The following is a 19342-nucleotide window of genomic DNA, read 5'->3' on the forward strand; positions in this document are numbered from 1 at the left end:
TCCTAGGACGCCGATGACCACGAACCCCGTGCTTTTCACGGGCGCAGCGTCACCGACTGACCCTTGTGCAGCTTGACCTTCTTCTTCCAGTTCCCGAAGCGGACCTCGGTCTCCGTGCCACCGACGCTGCGCACGGTCACACTGGTGACCTTGCCGTCCTTCCACGTCAGGTCGACGCTGAAGCCGCCGCGCGCGCCGATCCCGGTCACCGAACCGGTCTTCCACGCCTTCGGCAGCGCGGGCAGCAGTTCGATCACGCCGGGACGGCCGTAGAGCAGCATCTCCAGCATGGCGGCCGGAGCGCCCAGGTTCGCGTCGATCTGGAAGATCGAACGGTCGCCGAAGCTGTACATGTCGAAGAAGTTCGGCGCCGTGCCGTTCGCGTGGTCGATCGACGGCCGGATGACCTTCCCGATCAGCTCGTACGACCGGTCGGCGTCCTTCAGCCGGGCCCAGCAGGCCGCGCGCCACGCGAGTCCCCAGCCGAAGCTCTCCATGCCGCGCGTGATCAGGTGCTGCTTCACGCCGTCGAGGATCGCGGCGGGGGAGTCGTCGCGGTTGATGCGGTCACCGGGGAAGAACCCGACGAGCGGGGACAGGTGCCGGTGCGTGGTCTCGCCGAGGTCGTCGGGCGACATCCACTCCTGCAGCATGCCGGTCTTCGGGCTGACGACCGGCAGGTAGAGCTTGTCGCGCAACGCCGACATCCTGCGTCCGTACGCCTGGTCGCGGCGCAGCACGTCGGTCGCGGCCCGATACGTGCCGAACAGGTGGTGCACCAGTTCCTGGTTGTAGGTGTTGCCGCGGGTGTCCTGCGGACCGTGCTCCGGCGACCAGTCGTGGTCGTCGACGAGGCCGTCCGGGGTCTCGACCAGGCGTGCCTCCCAGAACTCGCAGGCGCCCTTGAGCAACGGGTAGATCTTGGCCAGGTAGTCGCGGTCGAGCGTGTACTCGTAGTGCTCGTACAGCGACATGCACAGCCAGGCGTTGCCACCGGGGTGCCACCACCAGCCGCTGCCGCCGTAGATGTTGGTGGAGAAGGCGATCGCCCATCCGGCCACGCGGTTGTTGGTGTTGCGGAACCGGTTGCGCTCGTCCTGGTACACCGCCTGCGTGGTGTTCGTCCACGCCGGCAGCTGCGCGAGGCAGTAGTCCGCCAGCGCCTCGAACGTGTCCGACAGCGCGGCCCGGTCCGCGAGCCAGTAGTTCATCTGGATGTTGATGTCGGTGTGGTAGTCGCTGTACCAGTCCGGGTTGTTGTTCGACAGCCACAGACCCTGCAGGTTGATCGGCAGGTTGTCGCGCGACGCCGTGATGGCGAGGTAGCGGCCGAACTGGAGGTAGCTCGCCTCCAGCTCCGGGTCGGGCGCGTTGCTCGACGCCCTGGCCTGCAACCGGGTCCAGGTGTCCGTCGCGCGCTGGGCGTCGGTGGACCGGCCGAGGTCGACCCGCTGCCGGTCGTACTTCTTGCGGTAGTCGGCGACGTGCGTGCGCAGCAGGGCGTCCGCCTTGGCGCGCACCTTCGCCTTCTCCAGCGCGAGCTTCGCCGGTTCCACGAGGGGATCCATGAACCCGGTGGTGTGGTCCGGCACGTAGTTCGTGCCGCCGGAGAACACGACCACCAGGTCCGAGCAGCCCGTGAACGCCAGCTTCGCGCCGTCCACCTCGACCGTCCCATCAGGACTGAACGCCGTGACGACACCGGCGTACGCCAGCTTGTTCGCGAATGAGCCCGTGAACACCGCCGCGGTGTGCGGCGAGTCGCCCACGGTCGGTTCGCCGTGTGCGCCGACGAGGTCGATCGTGCCGGTCTGGCTCGGGCCGACGAGGCGGACGACCACCACGTCGTCCGGGTGGCTCGAGTAGATCTCGCGGCGGTACTGCTTGCCGCCGTGCGTGTACTTCGTGGTGACGAGGCCGTTGCTCAGGTCGAGTTCGCGGCGGTAGTTCGTGGCGCCCGCGTGGCCCGGCACGTTCACGTAGAGCTTGGCCAGCATGGAGAACGTGCCGAAGCGCGTCGGGTCGTAGGGCAACTGGCCGTCGCCTTCGAGGGCGTCGTTCAGCTCGCCGGTCCACAGCGTGACGTCGGTCAGGTAGAGGAAGTCCTTCTCGACGCCACCGCCGACGAGCGCGCCGAGGCGCCCGTTGCCGATCGGGAGACCCTGCTCGATGATCTTCGCCTCGTCGGCGGGAGCGGGGTACCAGAGCGTGGTCGGATTGGCCGTGAGCGGGTTGCCGCTCGGCCGGTACGGCTCGGCGTGCGAGGTGAACGTGGGCAGGACCACGGCCCCGAGCCCCAACGCGCCGGTGGCCTTCAGAAACGTGCGACGTGAGGTCATCGTTCGTAACTCCGTGAGGTGCGTTGCGGATCAGGGGGTGGGCAGGCTGGACACGTGCACGGCGTTGTCCGGTCCGCGCACCGCGACCCAGGTCGTGCCGCCGGCACCCGCGGCCGCGCCGACCGCGCCGGTGAGCGCGTTGCTCACGAACTGGTCGCGCTTGAACCACCAGGTGCCCGCGCCGTCGACGAGGTCCTGCTGCCACAGCGTGTAGTCGCTGCCGCGCACGAACACGTTGACGCGGTCGCCGTTCGCGAGGGCCGTCGGGCTGCCGCTGATCACGCCGCCGAGCGAGGTCCAGGCGGACCAGCCGTTCGCGGTGCGCTTGCGGTACCAGGCGGAGTCGTCCTGCAGCCGGACCGTGACGAACGTGCCGGCGGACACCGTCGCGGCAGAAGGCCTGCCGTAGATCTGCTGGTTGCCGGGAGAACCGACCGAGGTCCAGGTAGCGCTGTTCCTGTCGCGCGTCCACACGCGACCGTCAGCACCGCGACCGAAGAGGCTCCAGCTGTCCGGGCTGGTGAACGCCACCGACACCGAGTCCGTCAGGCTACCGCCGAGCGAGGACCAGTTGCCCCACTTGCCGTTCGCGTAGGTCCGTTGGTACGCAACGTTGTCCGTGCCGCGCACGAACAGATCGACGCGCCCGTTCGCGCTGGCGAAAGCCGACGGCTGGCCGAGGACCCGACCGTTCTTGGGGCCACCGAGCACGACCCAGTTGCGCCACTCGCCGTTGACCATCGACCGCTGCGTGAGGCGACCGGACCTGTCGCGCGCGAACGTGGCCATCGTCCTGTCGTCCCATCGAACCAGCGCCGGGCTGGCCGACGTCTCGCCACCGACGTCCGTGCCGGGCACCGCGGTCTCGCCGCGCAACTTGAGGAACGCCGTGCCGTGCGCGGGAACCGTGACGGTGACCTTGTCGGTCGTCGTGCCCTTGTCCGCCCGCGCCCGCAGGTCCCGCACGCTGACCGTGCCCTCGAGCCCGGCATCGGCCACATCGACCGCGAACTCGGCGGGCTGGTCGTTGCGGTTCAGCACCGCCACGGCCCGCTCACCCTTGCCGGACAACACCTTGCTGTACACGTCGACGTTGTTCGAACCCGCCACCCGAACACCCTGGATGGCCAGCGGGTCCTGGTTCACCGCGATGATCTCGGGGTTCTTCAACGTGTCGATCATGGACTGCGGCAACGTCCGCGGGTCCGACCCGATGATGAGCGGCGAGGCCATCACCGACCACATGACGAGCTGCGAGGTCGACTCCTCCTCGTTGAGCTCGTACGTCCCCTGCTCGGTCTTGCGCATGGGGATCAGGTAGTCGGGATCGTTGTAGTGACCGGGCCCCTGCGCGCCGGGCCGGTAGAGGTTGCGATCCATGTTGCGCAACACATCGCGCCAGATCCCCTCGTACGGCGTGCCGAACGCGACGTCCGTGCTCGTCCGCCACGAGTCACCCACGCGCGGCCCGTACGTGTAAGCCACGTAAGCCGTCTGGTCCCACCGGTGCGGCACACCCCACTCGTCCGTGACGGGGTTGCAGAGGTTGAGGATCATCTTCCGCCCGGCCTTCTGCACGGCGGCGGAGAACTGTGTGAACGCGACAGCCGGGTCCATGTTCTGCGCGATGCCGCACAGGAAGTCGATCTTGATGGCGTCGAACTTCCACCCGGCGAACTGCCTGGCGTCGGCCTCGTAGTACCCACCACCACTGCCGGCGGCGCAGTTCTTGCCGTCCCAAGCCCCGGCGTCGGTGTAGATGCCCGCCTTCAACCCCTTGGCGTGCAACGTGTCCACGAGCTTGGTGAAGCCGGACGGGAACCGCGCGGGGTCGGGCACCAACGACCCCTTGCCATCGCGCGGCGGGCTGGCGTTCCACCCACCGTCGATCCACACGATGTCGTACCCGGCCTTGGCAAGACCACTGCTCACGAGGTGGTCAGCCACCCCGAGCACCTTCTCCTCCGAGGCGGCGCCAACGGCGAAGTAGGAGTTCCACCCCATGTATGGAGTGCGTGCGACACCGGAGTCGTAGTAGGTGGGCGCTCCTTGGTCAACGCCCGCGTGCTCAACCGGGGCGGAAGTGGCAGCAGGCGCAGCGGCAACCGCCGTGGGCGCCAACAGCGCCAAAGCGATGGTGGTCGCGGACAGCAGGGTTCTCGGCATACCCGTACCTCTCGTCGTCGAGTGGCCAAAGCATGCTTCGGTCCCCCGATCGCGTCAAGAATAAATACTAAATTAAGTTTAGAAGTCCCTGCGCCCGTACGCACCGTAACAGCCCTCCGACCTATGGCAACGGTCCAGGCAGGATTACCCAAGATCCTGTCCGATCCAGGTCAAGGTCCTCGGAGGTGTGAGGTGTTCGGGGGTAGCGCGAGTTGCCCCCGAAGACGCCTCTGCCCCGGCTCGACGTAACGAGCCGGGGCAGAGGGAAAGAGGGGAGGGGCTCAAGCCTGACCGATACCGCACCACAGCCGCAGTCTCACCAGACCCGCGCACGCAACCGCAGTCGCCAACGCAAGCCGACCACCACCCAAGCCCGGCGCGCGCACCCAACCGGACAGCCGTCAACGCAAGCCGCCCACGTACGAAACCCGGCACGCGAAGCCGAAGGCGAGCCCGAACGAGCTGCTGCCACCTCTTAGCCGGTTCCGCCTGAACCGGCGATTGGGGCTTGACCTTGAGGGGCGGGATGCCAGCACGTCAGACCGGCCGGGGCGCTTGTATCCCCGGCTTGTGAGGCCGATGCGCATCCCGCCAGGGGCTCAAGGTCAAGCCTCAATCGCAACCCCAGATATCCGAAACGACCCAACGGGACCACCCTCGCAGGGTGACAGGACCAGCCCAACGCAACCACCCCCGCTGGAAGCTGGAGCCCGTCACGGCACCACCAGCACGGGCCAATGCCCAGCCCGGATCAGCCGAGTCGCCACCGACCCGGCGAACCGGTGCCCGGCCTGTTGCGAAGCCCCGACCACCACCATGTCCGCCTGACACTGATCGGCCGACTCCCGCAACACCGTCACGGGATCCCCGAACGCCTTGACGAACGTCACCGGAACGTCCAACTCCTCGGCGAGCTCCCGAACCTGATCCCGCAACTCCGCGTACAACGTCGCCGCAGTCTCGTGTTCGAACACCGAGGCAACCGCCGGACTGAAGGCACCCAACGAGGAATGGCAAGCCACGAACGTGACCACCAGCCGAGCCCCCTGCCGCCGAGCGAACCCGAACGCCGCCGCGGCAGCCCGCATGGCGGTGTCCGACCCGTCCACCCCCACCAGCACGGTGCGGGCGGACGGCAGCGGAGCGGGGCCGAAGGCGTCCACGGTGGACGAGAAGGCGTTGGGGCCGGCGCTCATGGTTTCCCCCTCAGGAAGTTCAGCGAGCAACCGCTGAGTCTGCTTCCTTCTTCTCGAGATCGATCGTCGTGCGCAACGTGATCGGCTTGAGCAGCAGCGCCGCGATGATCCCCACGACGCCGACCGCGGCCGAGATCAGGAAGATGTGCGCCGTGGCGTCCCCGTACACCGTGTGCACGACGGTCTGCACCTGGGGCGGCAACGCCGAGAGGTTCAACGCGCTGGTGCTCCCGGTCGACTGCCCGGCCGGCACGTGCAACGCGGCCGACAGGTCAGCGGTCACGCGGTTGGCCAGCACCGCGCCGAGCACCGACACGCCGATCGTGCCGCCCAGTGACCGGAAGAACGTCACGGTCGCGGAGGCGGCCCCGAGCTCGCTCAGCGGAACGCTGTTCTGCACAGCCAGAACCAGGTTCTGCATGGTCATGCCGACGCCGATGCCGACGACCGCCATCGCGACCCCGACGATCCACAACGCGGTGGCGTGGTCGACGAACCCGAGCCCGAGGAACCCGAGCACCAGGATGATGGTGCCCGCCACGATGTACGGCTTGATCCGCCCGGTCCGGCTGATCAACCGGCCGGACACGGTGGACGACACCAGCACACCCGCCATCAACGGGATCGTCAGCAGCCCGGCCTCGGTGGGCGAGTACCCGCGCCCGATCTGGAAGTACTGCCCGAGGAACACCGCGCCACCGAACATGGCCATGCCCACGGAGAGCGAAGCGATGATCGCCAGCGCCGGGGTGCGCTGGACGACGATGTGCAGCGGCACAACGGGTTCGGCGACGCGCATCTCGACGGCGACGGCAACGCCGAGCAGCATCACGCCGCCGAGCACCATCGCGCCGGTCTGCCAGGAGATCCAGTCGAACGAGTTGCCGACGAAGGACACCCAGATCAGCAGCACGCTCACCCCGGCGGCGATCAAGGCCGCGCCCAGGTAGTCGATCTTCACGTTCGAACGGCGCACGGTCTCGAGCTTCAGCGTCGCCTGGAGCACCACGAACGCGATCGCGGCGATCGGCACGGCGACCCAGAAGCACCAGCGCCAGCCGAGCCACGACACGTCCACGATCAGGCCGCCCAGCAGCGGGCCGCCAACGGTCGCGACGGCCATGACCGCGCCGAGGTAGCCGTTGTAGCGGCCGCGCTCACGGGGCGGGATGATCGCGGCGATCACGACCTGCACCAGCGCCTGGAGGCCGCCGACGCCGAGGCCCTGGAACGCTCGGGCGGCGATCAGCTGGCCGGTGTCCTGGGCGAAGCCGGAGAGCAGCGAGCCGATCACGAAGATCACGATCGCGGCCTGGACCAGGGTCTTCTTGTTGAACAGGTCGGCCAGCTTGCCCCAGATCGGGGTGGTGGCCGTCGCCGTGAGCAGGGTGGCCGTGACCACCCACGTGTACTGGGTCTGCGTGCCGTTCAGCGAGCCGATGATCCGCGGCAGCGCGGTGGACACCACCGTGGAGCTGACCATGGCCACGAACAGCGCGAGCAGCAGTCCGGACAGCGACTCCAGCACCTGCCGGTGCCCCATCGCCCGAGTCTCGATCTTCACATCCGCCCCTTCGTCACCTCTGATTCTTGCGCGTCGTGCAAATTTGCGCAATGGGCAACGTACACCCGCTAGGCTGGACGGCATGGAGACCCTCACCACTCGCCGCGAGCACAAGAAGGCGGTGACCAGGCGGGCGCTGGCGAACGCGGCGTTGCGGCTCGCGATGGAGCACGGCCTGGACGGCGTGACGGTCGAGGACATCGCGGACGCGGCGGGCGTCTCGCGCCGGACGTTCTCCAACTACTTCACCAGCAAGGAGGACGCGGTCCTCGACGCCGACCGCCAGCGCATGCGGGCTCTCGTCACGCTCGTGCAGGCTCGACCCGAGCGCGAAAGCGCCTGGCAGGCCCTTCGCGCGTCGACCGCCGACCTCTACCGCGACCGGCCGCTCCCGGACGTCGAGTGGATGGCCCAGCTCCGGCTGCTGCGCCGGCACCCGTCGCTGCTCGCACGCCAGGCAGGGGACCAGGTCGCGCTCGAACGCGACCTGACCGCCGTGCTGGTACTCCGCGAACCCGACGAGGAGGTCGCCCGTCTGATGGCCGCGACCTTCCTCGCCACGATCCGCACCGGCATCGCCCTGTGGCTCGAAGGCGCGGGCAAGCAGCAGTTGCCCGGCCTCGTCGACCGCCTGCTCGGCCGCGTCGTGGTTCAGGGCACGTAGACCTGGCCGGTCTGCCGTCCCTCGATCGACCGCACGTACGCGCGCGTGACCTCGGCCAGCGGGACGGGCTTCAGGCCGGGGAAGAAGTCGCCGTACGCGTCGAGCGACTCGGTGAAGACCGTGGGGCTGACGGCGTTCACCCGCTTCGGCGCGATCTCGACGGCCGCCGTGCGCACCCATCCCTCCAGCGCGCCGTTGGCCAGCGCGGCCGCGGCGCCACCGGGCACGGCCTCCCGCGCGAGCATGCCGGTGATCAGCGTGAACGAGTCCGTGACGTGCGCGAGCCCTTCGCGCACGAGCAGGATCTGGGGGAGCACCTTGCCGGTCATCGCGGCCTGGTAGTCGTCCGCGGTCAGGTCGCTCACCGGTCCGAACGGGACGTGCCCCGCGGCCGAGGCGACGGCGTCGAACGGGCCCGCCGTGCGGTACATCTCGGCCACCTGGGCCGGGTCGGACACGTCGTAGCGCAGGTCGCCCGAGGTGCGGGAGACGGTGACGACGTCGTGCTTGCGTTCCACGAGCTCCGAGTGCAGTGCGGTGCCCAGCGTGCCGGAAGCTCCAACGAGCAGAATCCTCATGGGCTCGACGCTAGGAGCGTTTTCAGGGCTTGAGAAATGCCGTTCGTGCAGCACTTATACTCGACGGTTATGAATGTCGAGCTGCGTCACCTGCGGGCGCTCGCCGCGATCGGCGACCACCTGTCGATCACCGCGGCGGCCCGGGCGCTGCACGTCACCCAGCCTGCGCTGTCCCGCACGCTCGAACAACTCGAACGCCGCGTCGGCGTCAAGCTCGTCGACCGCACGACCCGTCACGTCGCGCTGACCGAACCCGGCCACCGCCTGTGGGAGCACAGCCACCGCATCCTCACCTCGCTCGACTCCGCACTGGCCGAAACCGCGGCCCCGCAACCACTTCGGCTCACCTTCGCCTGGGCCGCGCTCGGCGGCCGCACCACGCCGTTCCTGCGCGAGTGGCGGGCGGAACACCCGGAGGTCGACGTCCGCATCCACCAGTCCGAGGACCCGGTGGCGGCGCTGCGCAAGGGCGAGGCGGACGTGGCGATCCTGCGCACGCTGCCCGACCGGCCCGGCGTCGACCACGTGGCGATCGCCGAGGAACCCCGCGTCGTGGCCCTGGCGAACGACCATCCACTTGCGACTCGAGAAGCGTTGGTGCTCAAGGACCTCGTCAACGAGAACGTCGCGGTGTGCGAGATGTCGGCCACGAGCTCGGCCGAGCTCTGGCCCGAAGGCGACCGCCCGCACACGCTCGACGTGCCGGGCGCGGTCGAGTGGATCACGGCGATAGCGGCCGGCACCACGGTGGGCGTCACCACGGCAGGGTCGAGCCACGACTACCCGCACCCCGGCGTCACGTACCTGCCGCTGACCGACGCGGGCCTGATCACCGTGCACCTGGCGTGGCCGCGGCCGGCGGCGCACCCGGCGACGGAGGCGTTCGTCGCCCTGGCACGGCGCCATCTGGGCGCCACAGCCGCAGCTGGAGCATCGCCGCGAACCGCGCGTCGGCAGAGCTGAGGTCGATCTCCCCGACCTCGGCGAGCCGCCGCAGCCGGTAGCGGAAGGTGTTGGGGTGCACGAACACCGCGGCCGACGCGGCCGTGACGTCCCCGAACGCGTCGAGCCACGCGGCGAGCGTCTCGACCAGGCTCGTGCCGTTCCTGCGGTCGTAAGCCACCAGCCGCGCGACGGGCCCGGTCAGCACGTCGCCGCGTTCGGCGATGAGATCCGCCAACTCCAGCAACAACCCCTCACCGTGCACATCGGACACCCGCGCCACCGGCAACGCCGACCGCCCGGCCCGCAACACGCGCAACACGAGATCCGCACCGGCCCGCGACCGCGCCAGCGAGAGCCCGTCCGCCACCTGACCGACCCCGACGAGCACCTGATGCCCGACGCGCGCCTGGAAATCGGAGGCGATGCCCCACGCCCGGTCCTCGGACACGGGCAGGATCGCGTAGGCGACATCACCGACCAACGCGGCCGCGGCGCGCGGATGCACCGCCGTCAGGTGCATCGCCAGCGCGTCCGCCACCTGACGCCGTTCGGCCAGCAACCGCGCGTGCGCGGCCGGATCATCGCCGTGCGAGTGGGCAAGGGCCAACGCCAGCACCACGCACGCCTGGTCCGACAAGCCCAGCCGCCGCACCGCCTCCGCCGCGCCCGCACCACCCTCGACGGCCGTCGACACCAGGTCCGCGCGCAACCGCCGTTCGACGTCGGCCCCGGCCCGCTGCCGCATCAGGTGCAACGCCACGAGCTTCGCCGCGTCCCGGAACGCCGCCGTGCTCTCCGCCGTCAACGGCTCCCGCACCGCCGCCCAGATGGACCCGAGCAACTCGTCCCCGGCCCGGCACGCCACCGCGACCCGGGGCAGGCAGAACGTGCCGTCCTCCTCGGGCAGCCCCTCGACGTGCACGGGCTGATCGCTGCGGTGCAGGTGCCCGAACACCCCGCGCTCGGCGAGCATCCGCGAGTACCGCTCAGGCACCTGCCGCCCCAGGATCGTCTGCACCCGCGACGGATCAGCCTCGTCCTGCCGCCCGGAGAACGCGAGCACCCGCGAACTGCGGTCCTCGATCGTCACCGGCGCGTCGATCAACGACGACACCGCGTTGGCGAGCGCGAACAGGTCCCCGGACGGCACGCCGCCGAGCGTCTCGGACGGGTCGGGCTCCAGCAACGACCGCAGCAACGCGGCCAACTGCGTCCACGAAGCACCAGGCGCGAGACCGAGCAGCACGACACCGGAGCGGTCGACGGCCTCGGCGAGGTCGTCGGTGAGCACGACCGGGCCGCGCACGACGAGCGCCGCCGCACCGGTGAGCCTGCCGAGCAGCTCCGCCGGGTGCCGCACGCCCACACCCAGCACCAGGGCGGACGGCGGCACCTGGTCGTCGTCGGGGTCGTGGATGACGACGCCGCCGACGGCCCGTCCGGGGTCGCCGCGCACGAGGTCGATCAGCGTGGTGCCGAGGTCGTCCAGCACGCGGGTGAGGCCTGTCATGCCCCCACTCTGCCCACCGCCCACTGACGATTCCAAGCGGCGACGACGTCGTTCACAGGCCGCCCAGCAACCCGGTGATCGCCTCCACGACCTCGATCAGCACTACGCAGAACTGCAGCGCGACGAAACAGGTCAGGACGAACCGCGACTGTCGGCGGGGTTTGCGCGAGTGCTTGGTCACCGTGATCACCTCTCTGTGGCATTCGGTGCCCACAGGCAACCTCGCACCCACGCTGACCAGGTACTCCGCGCAGTTCCTCCCGAGCGGAGGAACCGTTTCGGGCCCAAACCCGGAATACTCGGCCGACATGTACGACGGTCCCCTCGACGACGTGGCGATCAACGCGAGAACGAAGAGCGGCCGGTTGCTCACCGGCCGCAAACTGGCCAACAGCCCGGTGGTCCGGGCGTGCCTGGAAAGCGGCAGGCGCCTCGCCGAGCGAGAGCTCCTGGGCCAGGTGGGCGACGAACACCTGCACCGCCCGCTGCGAACGCTGACGCGGGAGAACATCGCCGCCGAAGCCGAGCTGATCTTCGCCGAGGCGGAGGCGCGCCGTGACGGCCAGATCGCCCGCGCACTCTTCGGCACGCCGCCCGACTGGAAGAAGGCCAAGACCAGACCCTCGGTCGGCACCACGAAGGACCCGTGGCCCACCCTCGCCCTCTACCTGGGCGACCTGGTCAGGTACGCGCTGCTGGACCGCTACTCGCTCACCGAGGGAATGCTCGACAACGCCACCCGAGCACAACTGCGCGAGTCGCCGTCCTTCAGCGTCGTGGTGGACAAGGTCGCCTACGAGGACATGAAGATCGTGTACGCCGACGAGACCTCGGCGCGCTTCCAGTACCTCGCCACCGGTCTGGCCGACTTCCACGACCAGATCAGGGAGGCGCTGGCCGGCGTCTACGAGCACTCCTTCCACTACTGGCGCGACGTGTACGCGGAAATCCTCGAAGCACGTGGCGTCGCGCTGCGCCCGGGGATCTCCCTCGACGAGCTGACGATGATGCTGACCGGCATGGCCCAGGGCCTGAGCCTGCGCCACATCGGCGCCGCCGGCGGCAAGGTGATCGACCACCACGGCCGGTGCTCCGTGCTCGGCAAGGCCACCCAGATCCTCATCGCCGGAGCCATCGACCCGGGAGACGGCCGGGAGGTCGCCGACGTGGTCGACGAACTCATGGCCGTGCGAATCCCACCTGACGGAGAACGCCGGAAGCCGTCGCGGTTGCGCACCTGGATCGACCGGCTGAGGCGTTGAGCTCCTAGGACGAGGGAATCCACTCCGTCTTCACCGTGAGCGAGTCGAGCACGTCCGGCAGAGGCGTCACGCCCAACCCCGGCCCGGTCGGCACGGTCAGGTGGCCGTCCTCCAGCACGAACGGCTCGGTGACGTCCAGCCGGTAGTAGCGGTCGGACGCCGAGGTGTCGCCGGGCAGGGTGCAGCCGGGCAACGCCGCCAGCGCCACGTTCGCCGCCCGGCCGATGCCCGTCTCGAGCATGCCGCCGCACCACACCGGGATGTTGTGCGCTGCGCAGACGTCGTGGATGCGGCGGGCTTCCAGGTAGCCGCCGACCCGGCCGGGCTTGATGTTGACGATCTGGCAGGCGCCCAGCTTGATCGCGTCGGCCGCCGAGGACGCCGACGTGATCGACTCGTCCAGGCAGATCGGGGTGCGCACCACCTCGGCGAGTTCGGCGTGGGCCAGGAGTTCTTCCTCGTCCAGCGGCTGTTCGATGAGCAGCAGGTCGAACGGGTCGAGCCGGGCGAGGTGGCGGGCGTCGCCGAGGGTGTAGGCGGTGTTGGCGTCCACCTGCAACAAGATGTCGCCGAACCGCTCGCGGACGGCGCGGACCGGTGCCACGTCCCAGCCGGGTTCGATCTTCAGCTTGATCCGCTGGTAGCCCTCGGCGAGGTAGCCGTCCACGGCGTCGAGGAGTTCGGGGATCGAGTTCATGATGCCGACCGAGACTCCGCACGGCACGCGGTCGCGCACTGCGCCCAGCTCACGGCCGAAGGACACGCCCCGCGCGCGTAGTTCGGCGTCCAGGACTGCCATTTCCAGTGCGGCCTTGGCCATCCGGTGGCCGCGGAACCTGCGCAGGCGCGGGGCCACCGCGATCGCGTCGATCTGGCCGGTCAAGGAAGGGACCAGGAAGCGGCGCAGGACGTCCGCGCTGCCCTCCAGGTACTCCGACGAGTACACCGGGTCGGCCATCGTGACGCACTCGCCCCAGCCCTCGTTCTCGTCGGTGACGGCGCGCAGCAGTAGTAGCTGGCGCACGGTCTGCGTGCCGAACGAGGTTCGGAACGGGGACCTCAGCGGCATCTCGACCCAGCGGATCTCCACCCCGGACAGCTTCACCGCGTGCTCCTCTCCACGACGTACCAGCCGGACCTGTTGAACCCGGTGACGCGGGCGCCCTCGGCCAGCAGGCCGCCCAGCACCTCCCGCACGGCGTGTCGCCATTCGTGCGCCGCGGCCGGGTTCGTGGTCCGCAGCGTTTCGACGTCCGGTGGCACGGCGACCAGAACCGTGGTGCCGGAAGGGGTTTCGCGCACCGGCCGGTCGTCCTCGATGCCCAGGGCCACCGAGCCCTCGACGGCGACCGCGCGCGGCACCACGGGCTCGGTGATGCGCCAGGTGACCAGCAGGCGGTCGGATTCGACGCCCGCGTTGATGCCGTCGTGCATGTCGCCGTAGAAGTCCGGCAGGTACTCGGTCGCTTCGGCGGCGAGTTTGGTCAGGTTGAAGTGGGCGTTGCGGCGCACCAGCGGGTCGAACGTCCAGGAGATCTCGGTGATGCCCCGGTCCAGCGCCCACTGCCGTTGGTCGAGCTTGAGCGCCAAACCGACGGCTCGGCCGCGTGCGGCCGCGGAGACCCCGGCGATGTGGCTGTGCAGCGAGCGGGCGGCGGGCGGGGAGCAGAATCCCGCGCACGCGCCCACCAGGACGTCGCCGTCGAACGCGCCCGCCACGTAACTGCCCGCCTTGGTCATCGCGCGCAGCAGTTCGGCGGTGACCGGGGGAGTGTCGCCCTGCCAGATCGACTCGAAAAGCCGTTGGGTGGCCAGGAGGTCCGCGTGTTCGGTGAGTTGCCGGACGACCACGTCCTGGGCGACCAGTGTCATGTCAGCTCCTTCACCAGCGCGGCCAGCAGCTCGGTGCGCGGGCCGATCTCGGACACCAGCACGTGCTCGTTCTCGGCGTGGGCACCGCCGCCGACGGCGCCGAGGCCGTCCAGCGTCGGGATTCCCAGGCCCGCGGTGAAGTTGCCGTCCGACGCGCCTCCGACCGCCGCCCGGGTGACGCCGGGGAGGAGCCGGCTGGCCCGTGCGAACAACGCGGTGGTCATCGTCTGCTCCATCGGCGGGCGGTTCGGGCCGCCGGACACCTCGACCTTCGAGCCGTCGAGCACCGGGCGCAACGCCCTGATGTCGTCGTCCACGCGCTGCTGTTCGGCGAGCGTCCGCACACGCACGTCGATCATGAACCTGCCCTGTGCCGGCACGGTGTTGGTGGTCGTGCCGGACGACAGCACGCTGGGCACGACGGTCGTGCCCAGCGCCGGAGCGGCCAGCTGCGCCACGGCCAGGACCTGGTGCGCGGCCTCGACGGTGGCGTTGACGCCGCGTTCGGGTTCCAGGCCGGCGTGTGCGGCGCGGCCGTGCAACGTCACCTCGTACATCGACGTGCCCTTGCGCTCGGTCTTCAGCGCGCCGCCGTCGGCCGAGCCCTCGGTGACCAGAACGGCCTGGTGCGCCAACGCTTCCGTCTCGATCAGGCCGCGCGACGACGGTGAGCCGATCTCCTCGTCGCCGGTGACCAGGATCGTCGTGCCGTCGGGGCAGCCGGCCGCCGCCACGGCGTGGAAGATCATCGCCAGGCCCGTCTTCATGTCGAAGCAGCCTGGGCCGCGCAGCACGCCGTCGGTGACGCCGAACGGGATGCGCGCCAGCGTGCCGATCGGCCACACCGTGTCGTGGTGACCCAGGAGCAACACCTTGCGCGGCCCGGAACCCAGGCGCCACCGCAGGTGCGTGCGGCCGTCGAGGACGATCCGTTCGGGTTCGGCGCCGAGCAGCGCGGCACCGACCGCGGCGGTGACCTCGGCGCCGCGGGCCACGGCCGCCAGGTCGTCGGAGGGCGACTCGCAGGACACCAGTCGCTCGATGTCGTTCAGCAGGTCCATGTCAGGACACCTTCGGCGTGGAGCGGAAACCGGAGTAGAGATACGGCTCGCCGCTGGGCAGCGAGTAGAAGACCAGCGCCGTCCAGGCCTTGTCCTGCGGCCACCGGTAGAGGAACACGTCGTCGGCGAACGGGACGAGGTCGACGACCTCCGGCTTCGGCACGACGTCCGCGAACGTGCCGGTGGGCGTCGTGTCGAGCCGGAGCCCGTTGTCTCCCAGCGTGATGTCGAAGCGCAGCGACGCCCGTTCGTACCGGCCGACGTGCTTCTCCAGTTCGACGGCGGGCGGTTCGGCGGCGGGCTTGCGCGCGGCGGGCATCTGAATGCCGGCCAGCTCGGCGAAGATCTCCCGGAACAGCTCCACGTACAGCTCGCGCGAAGTGTCCACATTGGTCAGCAGCGTCACCGCGAGGTCGTGCTCCGGCGCGATGAGCAGGTAGGCGGACTGGCCGACGGTGTTGCCGTCGTGGCCGATCAGCCGCTCGCCGTCCCAGCCGAACCGGATCCAGCCCAGGCCCCACGAGTCCGGCAGGCCGCCGGTGTCGGGCAACGTCGCCTGCTCCTCGGTCATCGCGGCCGCGGACTCCGCTGACAGCACGCGCGTGCCGTCAGCGGAAAGACCGCCGTCGAGGTGCATGCGCGCGAACTTCAGCACGTCGCCGGTCGAGGCGAAGATCGTGCCGGCCGGTCCCATGGCCCTGGGCAACGGCATCCAGAGCTTCGCCGTCTCCTGCTCGCCGTCGTGGGTCACGTGGCTGTTCGCGGCGCGGTGCAGCAACGCCTCCTCGGGCAACGTGCCGGTGTGCGTCAGGCCGAGGGGGGTGAGGAGGCGTTCGCGGACGGCCTCGTCCCACGTCTTGCCGGTGATCTTCTCGACCACCCGGCCCGCCAGCGCGAAACCCGCGTTGCAGTAGGAGAACGTGGCGCCCAGCGGGTGGTTCCGGGCCGCGTCTCCGAGCACGTCGGCGTAGCGCTCCAGGCAGTCGTCGCCGCGCCCGGTGTCGGTGAAGTTGTCGCCGTCGATCCCGCTGGTGTGCGTGAGCAGGTGCCGGACGGTCACGGGTTCCGCGAGCCTCAGCTCCGGCAGCACGTCCTTGACCGGCGCGTCGAGGTCGAGCAGGCCCTCGTCGACGAGCTGCAGCACGACCGTGGCGGTGTACACCTTGGTCATCGACCCGATCTGGAACACCGCGTCGTCGGTGACCTCGACACCGGTCGTCCTGCTCAGCACGCCGTGGTGCGCCTGGGCGATCTCACCGCCGAGGTCGATGCCGAGCACCGCGCCGGGCACGTCGTGCTTCTCGGCCAGCGCGGAAAGCCTGCGCTGCCAATGCTTCGCGTCGAGCGGCTTGCGCTGCTCGACGTGCTCGCGCAGCCAGTCGACCACGCGCCGGTTGAAGTCCTCGCGGTGCGACGGTTTGCCGCTCAGCACGAACAGGTGCGACTCGCCGGGGTAGAGCACGAGCCGCGCGGGAACGCCGCCCCGGCGCAACGCGGTGAACCACTGCTCGGCCTGGCCGACCGGGCAACGGTCGTCGTCGACGCCGTGGTAGAGCAGCGTTGGCGTGCGGACGTCGTCCACGCGCGTGAGTGGCGACTGGTCCGCGAACCGCGCCGGGCCCCCGAACTCGAACTCGGTCAGGTAGTGGCCGCCGTCGGACGTGCCGGCCATGCTGGTCAGGTCGCTGACCGCCCCGCCCGCGACGGCCGCCGCGAACCGGCTGTCCCGGCTGGTCAGGTAACACGTCATGTAGCCGCCGTAGCTGTAGCCGGTGACGGCGAGCTTCGCCGGGTCGGCGAGCCCTTCGGCGACGAGCTGGTCGAGCGGTTCGAGGAAGTCCTTCGCGTCGGACTCGCCCCACGAGCCGATGGTCGCCCGGTAGAACGCCTCGCCGTAGCCGTCGCTGGCACGCGGGTTGACCATCAGCACGGCCCAGCCCTCGCGCACGAGCGCCTGCTGGTAGTGACGGACCGAGTCGGCGGCGCCGTTCCACGCGTTGTGCGGGCCGCCGTGGATGTCGAGCAGCAACGGCGACGGGCCGGTGCGTGCGGGGTCGCGGACGAGCCAGCCGTGCACGACCGTGCCGTCCGAGATCGTGAACTCGCGCTCCTCACGGACGAACAGCTCCGGGCTGTTGTGTCCGGTGTGGACGGTCACCTCGCCGGTGGTCAGGTCGATCGTGGCCACCTCGCCGTACGAGGTGGGGGTGCTGAGCACGGTCGCGGCCCTGTCCCCGGTGACCGACAACCCCGACACGACCCGGTCACCACCGCCCAGGACCAGGCGCGGGCCGTCGTCGTCCACGGCGTACAGCTGGGAGCAGCCGCGGTCGCGGGCGCAGAAGTAGACGGTGCCGCCGACCTGCGCGGGCCGGCCGCCGGGATAGGCGGGAGAGCCGGACAGGACGTTGCGGTCGAGCGGCGCGGACAGGTTCGCGACCTCGCCGTCGACGTCCAGGCGCAGCAGGTGCAGGTGACCGGCCTCGACGTTCTCGCGGCCGACGACGAGCAGACCGTCGTCGGTCCACGTGACGGACTCCGCGTACCCCTCGGCGAGCCCGACGAGTCGCGGTTCCGCCGTGCCGTCGACGTCCACGACGTGGACCGGCCAGCGGTAGGTGAGGTCGGCGTCGTCGTCGAGGGGCGCCGTGAACGCGATCTTCGTGCCGTCCGGGGACCAGGTGGGCGTGGCCGCGTTCCAGTCGCCGGTGGTCAGCTGACGCACCTCATGCGTCTCCAGGTCGAGGACGTGCAGGTGGGACCGCACGCTGCGCAGGTAGCCCGCCCCGTCGGCCTTGAAGGCGAGCCGGGACGTGACGATCGGCTCCCCGGCGTCCGCGAGGTCGACCGGTGCCGCGAACGCGATCTTCGTGCCGTCCGGGCTCCACACCGGGGCACCCGCGCCCAGCGTCAGGTCGGTGAGCCGCTCGGGTTCGCCGTCGAGCAGCCACACCTGGGCGGCGCCGTTCTGGGAGGGGCCGTCCTGGGCGCGCAGGAACGCGAGCCTGCCGTCGGCCGACCACGCCGGTGCGGTGTCAGCGTTTCCCCTGGTCAGCTGCTTCGGCCTGCCGTCGGTGATCCGCCAGAGCGCGCGTTCGTCGCGGTCCTGCTCGCGGTTCGTCGTGCGCAGGACGTAGACGACCTCGGAGCCGTCGGGTGAGATGGCGGGCTGTTCCGGCAGCGCGTGGCCGTACAGGTCCTCGATCTTCGTCATGGTGTTCGTGATCCCCCTAATCCACCAGTCCGGTCCTTCTCACCCTGCCAGGAATTCTGGGTCCGGTGCCGGGCTCTTGGTTCGTCGCGGCCGACGAATCCGGCGGCTCGGATCTGTCCGCGCCGACGAGGTGGAGCAGGCTCTACCTCGGTCCTGGCAGCCTGCGTGATCGTGTCCGCGGTGCCCGCGAAATTAGGTTCTCAGCCAGAAAGTCGTTGCGAGCCAAGGAGAACGTGATGAGGGCAGACGCGCTGTCGCTGCAGGCGGTGCGGAAGGTGTACGGCTCGGGTGGCGGAGCCGTCACCGCGCTGGACGAGGTCACGGTCAGCGTCCGGCGGGGCACGTTCACCGCCGTGATGGGACCGTCCGGTTCGGGCAAGAGCACCTTCCTGCACTGCGCGTCGGGCATGGACCGGCCGACGTCCGGCCGCGTGCTGCTCGGCGACACCGACCTCGGTGGCCTGAAGGAGGCGGCGCTGACCCGGGTGCGCCGCGACCGGATCGGGTTCGTGTTCCAGGCGTACAACCTGCTGCCGTCGCTGACCGTCGAGCAGAACATCACGCTGCCGCTGCGCCTCGCGGGACGGTCGGCGGACCGCGGCTGGCTGCGCGAGATCGTCGGCAGGGTCGGCCTCGACGGACGGCTCGACCGGCTGCCGACCGAGTTGTCGGGCGGTCAGCAGCAACGCGTCGCGATCGCCCGCGCGCTGATCGCGAGGCCCGAGGTGGTGCTGGCCGACGAACCGACCGGCGCGCTCGATTCCCGGACCGCGCAGCAGGTGCTGGCGTTGCTGCGGTCCGTTGTGGACGAGATGGGGCAGACCGTCCTGATGGTGACGCACGACCCGGTGGCCGCCTCGGCCGCGCACAGCGTGCTGTTCCTCGCGGACGGACGGCTGGCCGGCGAGCTCGTGGCGCCGACGCCGGAGAAGGTCGCCGAGCGCATGACGCACCTCGGGGAGTGGTGAGCC

General features: G+C 70.1%; 14 protein-coding genes and 1 pseudogene. 4 read left to right on the forward strand and 11 right to left on the reverse strand.

What is annotated here, in order from left to right:
• Nucleotides 1-35 precede the first annotated feature (35 nt).
• The 4 genes from QSK25_RS04405 to QSK25_RS04420 form a co-directional block, all read right to left on the reverse strand.
• Nucleotides 36-2339, reverse strand: a complete 2304-nt coding sequence (locus tag QSK25_RS04405) for a glycosyl hydrolase family 95 catalytic domain-containing protein (RefSeq protein ID WP_285633228.1) — start codon at nucleotides 2337-2339, stop codon at nucleotides 36-38.
• A 30-nt stretch (nucleotides 2340-2369) separates the two neighbouring features.
• Nucleotides 2370-4343, reverse strand: coding sequence for a DUF8189 domain-containing protein (locus QSK25_RS04410; RefSeq protein WP_285633231.1), 1974 nt, complete (start codon nucleotides 4341-4343; stop codon nucleotides 2370-2372).
• 875 nt (nucleotides 4344-5218) lie between these two features.
• Nucleotides 5219-5701, reverse strand: coding sequence for a universal stress protein (locus QSK25_RS04415; protein ID WP_285633234.1), 483 nt, complete (start codon nucleotides 5699-5701; stop codon nucleotides 5219-5221).
• Nucleotides 5702-5720: 19 nt separating this feature from the next.
• On the reverse strand, nucleotides 5721-7244 hold the full coding sequence (locus QSK25_RS04420) for an MDR family MFS transporter (RefSeq protein ID WP_285635216.1): 1524 nt from the start codon (nucleotides 7242-7244) through the stop codon (nucleotides 5721-5723).
• 103 nt (nucleotides 7245-7347) lie between these two features.
• Here QSK25_RS04420 and QSK25_RS04425 point away from each other — a divergent pair, with 103 nt between their 5' ends.
• The gene (locus QSK25_RS04425) at nucleotides 7348-7929 is read left to right on the forward strand and encodes a TetR/AcrR family transcriptional regulator (RefSeq protein ID WP_285633239.1); all 582 of its coding nucleotides are present in this window, start codon (nucleotides 7348-7350) and stop codon (nucleotides 7927-7929) included.
• Here QSK25_RS04425 and QSK25_RS04430 read toward each other — a convergent pair.
• A complete protein-coding gene (locus tag QSK25_RS04430; protein WP_285633242.1) occupies nucleotides 7917-8507 on the reverse strand; it encodes a short chain dehydrogenase in 591 nt (196 codons plus the stop codon). The genes QSK25_RS04425 and QSK25_RS04430 overlap by 13 nt on opposite strands.
• Before the next feature lie 69 nt (nucleotides 8508-8576).
• Here QSK25_RS04430 and QSK25_RS04435 point away from each other — a divergent pair.
• Nucleotides 8577-9356, forward strand: a pseudogene (locus QSK25_RS04435) (LysR family transcriptional regulator); the annotation flags it as partial.
• On the opposite strand, the gene QSK25_RS04440 reads toward QSK25_RS04435, so the two are convergent.
• On the reverse strand, nucleotides 9337-10962 hold the full coding sequence (locus QSK25_RS04440) for a PucR family transcriptional regulator (protein ID WP_285633245.1): 1626 nt from the start codon (nucleotides 10960-10962) through the stop codon (nucleotides 9337-9339). The pseudogene QSK25_RS04435 and the gene QSK25_RS04440 sit on opposite strands and share 20 nt — an antisense overlap.
• 52 nt (nucleotides 10963-11014) lie before the next feature.
• Nucleotides 11015-11143, reverse strand: a complete 129-nt coding sequence (locus QSK25_RS04445; protein ID WP_285633258.1) for a hypothetical protein — start codon at nucleotides 11141-11143, stop codon at nucleotides 11015-11017.
• Nucleotides 11144-11270: 127 nt separating this feature from the next.
• Between QSK25_RS04445 and QSK25_RS04450 the strand changes: the two genes are divergently transcribed.
• Complete coding sequence (locus QSK25_RS04450; protein ID WP_285633261.1) at nucleotides 11271-12224, forward strand: hypothetical protein; 954 nt, start codon at nucleotides 11271-11273, stop codon at nucleotides 12222-12224.
• A 4-nt stretch (nucleotides 12225-12228) separates the two neighbouring features.
• Here the strand turns inward: QSK25_RS04450 and menC are convergent, their stop codons facing one another.
• The 4 genes from menC to QSK25_RS04470 are packed head-to-tail and all read right to left on the reverse strand — an operon-like array spanning nucleotide 12229 to nucleotide 18371.
• On the reverse strand, nucleotides 12229-13329 hold the full coding sequence (gene menC / locus QSK25_RS04455) for an o-succinylbenzoate synthase (protein ID WP_285633264.1): 1101 nt from the start codon (nucleotides 13327-13329) through the stop codon (nucleotides 12229-12231).
• Nucleotides 13326-14096: a GNAT family N-acetyltransferase gene (locus QSK25_RS04460; RefSeq protein ID WP_285633267.1), complete on the reverse strand. Its 771-nt coding sequence runs from the start codon at nucleotides 14094-14096 to the stop codon at nucleotides 13326-13328. Before QSK25_RS04460 ends, menC begins: the two co-directional genes overlap by 4 nt.
• Nucleotides 14093-15157, reverse strand: a complete 1065-nt coding sequence (locus tag QSK25_RS04465) for a M20 family metallopeptidase (RefSeq protein ID WP_285633269.1) — start codon at nucleotides 15155-15157, stop codon at nucleotides 14093-14095. The genes QSK25_RS04460 and QSK25_RS04465 overlap by 4 nt, the downstream gene beginning before the upstream one ends.
• 1 nt (nucleotide 15158) lies before the next feature.
• The gene (locus tag QSK25_RS04470) at nucleotides 15159-18371 is read right to left on the reverse strand and encodes a serine hydrolase (RefSeq protein ID WP_285633272.1); all 3213 of its coding nucleotides are present in this window, start codon (nucleotides 18369-18371) and stop codon (nucleotides 15159-15161) included.
• A gap of 236 nt (nucleotides 18372-18607) precedes the next feature.
• Between QSK25_RS04470 and QSK25_RS04475 the strand changes: the two genes are divergently transcribed.
• Complete coding sequence (locus QSK25_RS04475) at nucleotides 18608-19339, forward strand: ABC transporter ATP-binding protein (RefSeq protein ID WP_285633275.1); 732 nt, start codon at nucleotides 18608-18610, stop codon at nucleotides 19337-19339.
• The last annotated feature ends 3 nt before the right edge of the window (nucleotides 19340-19342 follow it).

The sequence above is a fragment of the Lentzea sp. NBRC 102530 genome (genome assembly GCF_030269365.1).
Taxonomy (GTDB): domain Bacteria; phylum Actinomycetota; class Actinomycetes; order Mycobacteriales; family Pseudonocardiaceae; genus Lentzea.

Coding starts and splice junctions, on each gene's coding strand:
- QSK25_RS04420 (WP_285635216.1), bottom strand. CDS start 7,244: ATGGGGCACCGGCAGGTGCTGGAGTCGCTGTCCGGACTGCTGCTCGCG.
- QSK25_RS04470 (WP_285633272.1), bottom strand. CDS start 18,371: ATGACGAAGATCGAGGACCTGTACGGCCACGCGCTGCCGGAACAGCCC.
- QSK25_RS04460 (WP_285633267.1), bottom strand. CDS start 14,096: ATGACACTGGTCGCCCAGGACGTGGTCGTCCGGCAACTCACCGAACAC.
- QSK25_RS04475 (WP_285633275.1), top strand. CDS start 18,608: ATGAGGGCAGACGCGCTGTCGCTGCAGGCGGTGCGGAAGGTGTACGGC.
- QSK25_RS04465 (WP_285633269.1), bottom strand. CDS start 15,157: ATGGACCTGCTGAACGACATCGAGCGACTGGTGTCCTGCGAGTCGCCC.
- QSK25_RS04415 (WP_285633234.1), bottom strand. CDS start 5,701: ATGAGCGCCGGCCCCAACGCCTTCTCGTCCACCGTGGACGCCTTCGGC.
- QSK25_RS04410 (WP_285633231.1), bottom strand. CDS start 4,343: ATGGGGTGGAACTCCTACTTCGCCGTTGGCGCCGCCTCGGAGGAGAAG.
- QSK25_RS04425 (WP_285633239.1), top strand. CDS start 7,348: ATGGAGACCCTCACCACTCGCCGCGAGCACAAGAAGGCGGTGACCAGG.
- QSK25_RS04450 (WP_285633261.1), top strand. CDS start 11,271: ATGTACGACGGTCCCCTCGACGACGTGGCGATCAACGCGAGAACGAAG.
- QSK25_RS04440 (WP_285633245.1), bottom strand. CDS start 10,962: ATGACAGGCCTCACCCGCGTGCTGGACGACCTCGGCACCACGCTGATC.
- QSK25_RS04405 (WP_285633228.1), bottom strand. CDS start 2,339: ATGACCTCACGTCGCACGTTTCTGAAGGCCACCGGCGCGTTGGGGCTC.
- QSK25_RS04430 (WP_285633242.1), bottom strand. CDS start 8,507: ATGAGGATTCTGCTCGTTGGAGCTTCCGGCACGCTGGGCACCGCACTG.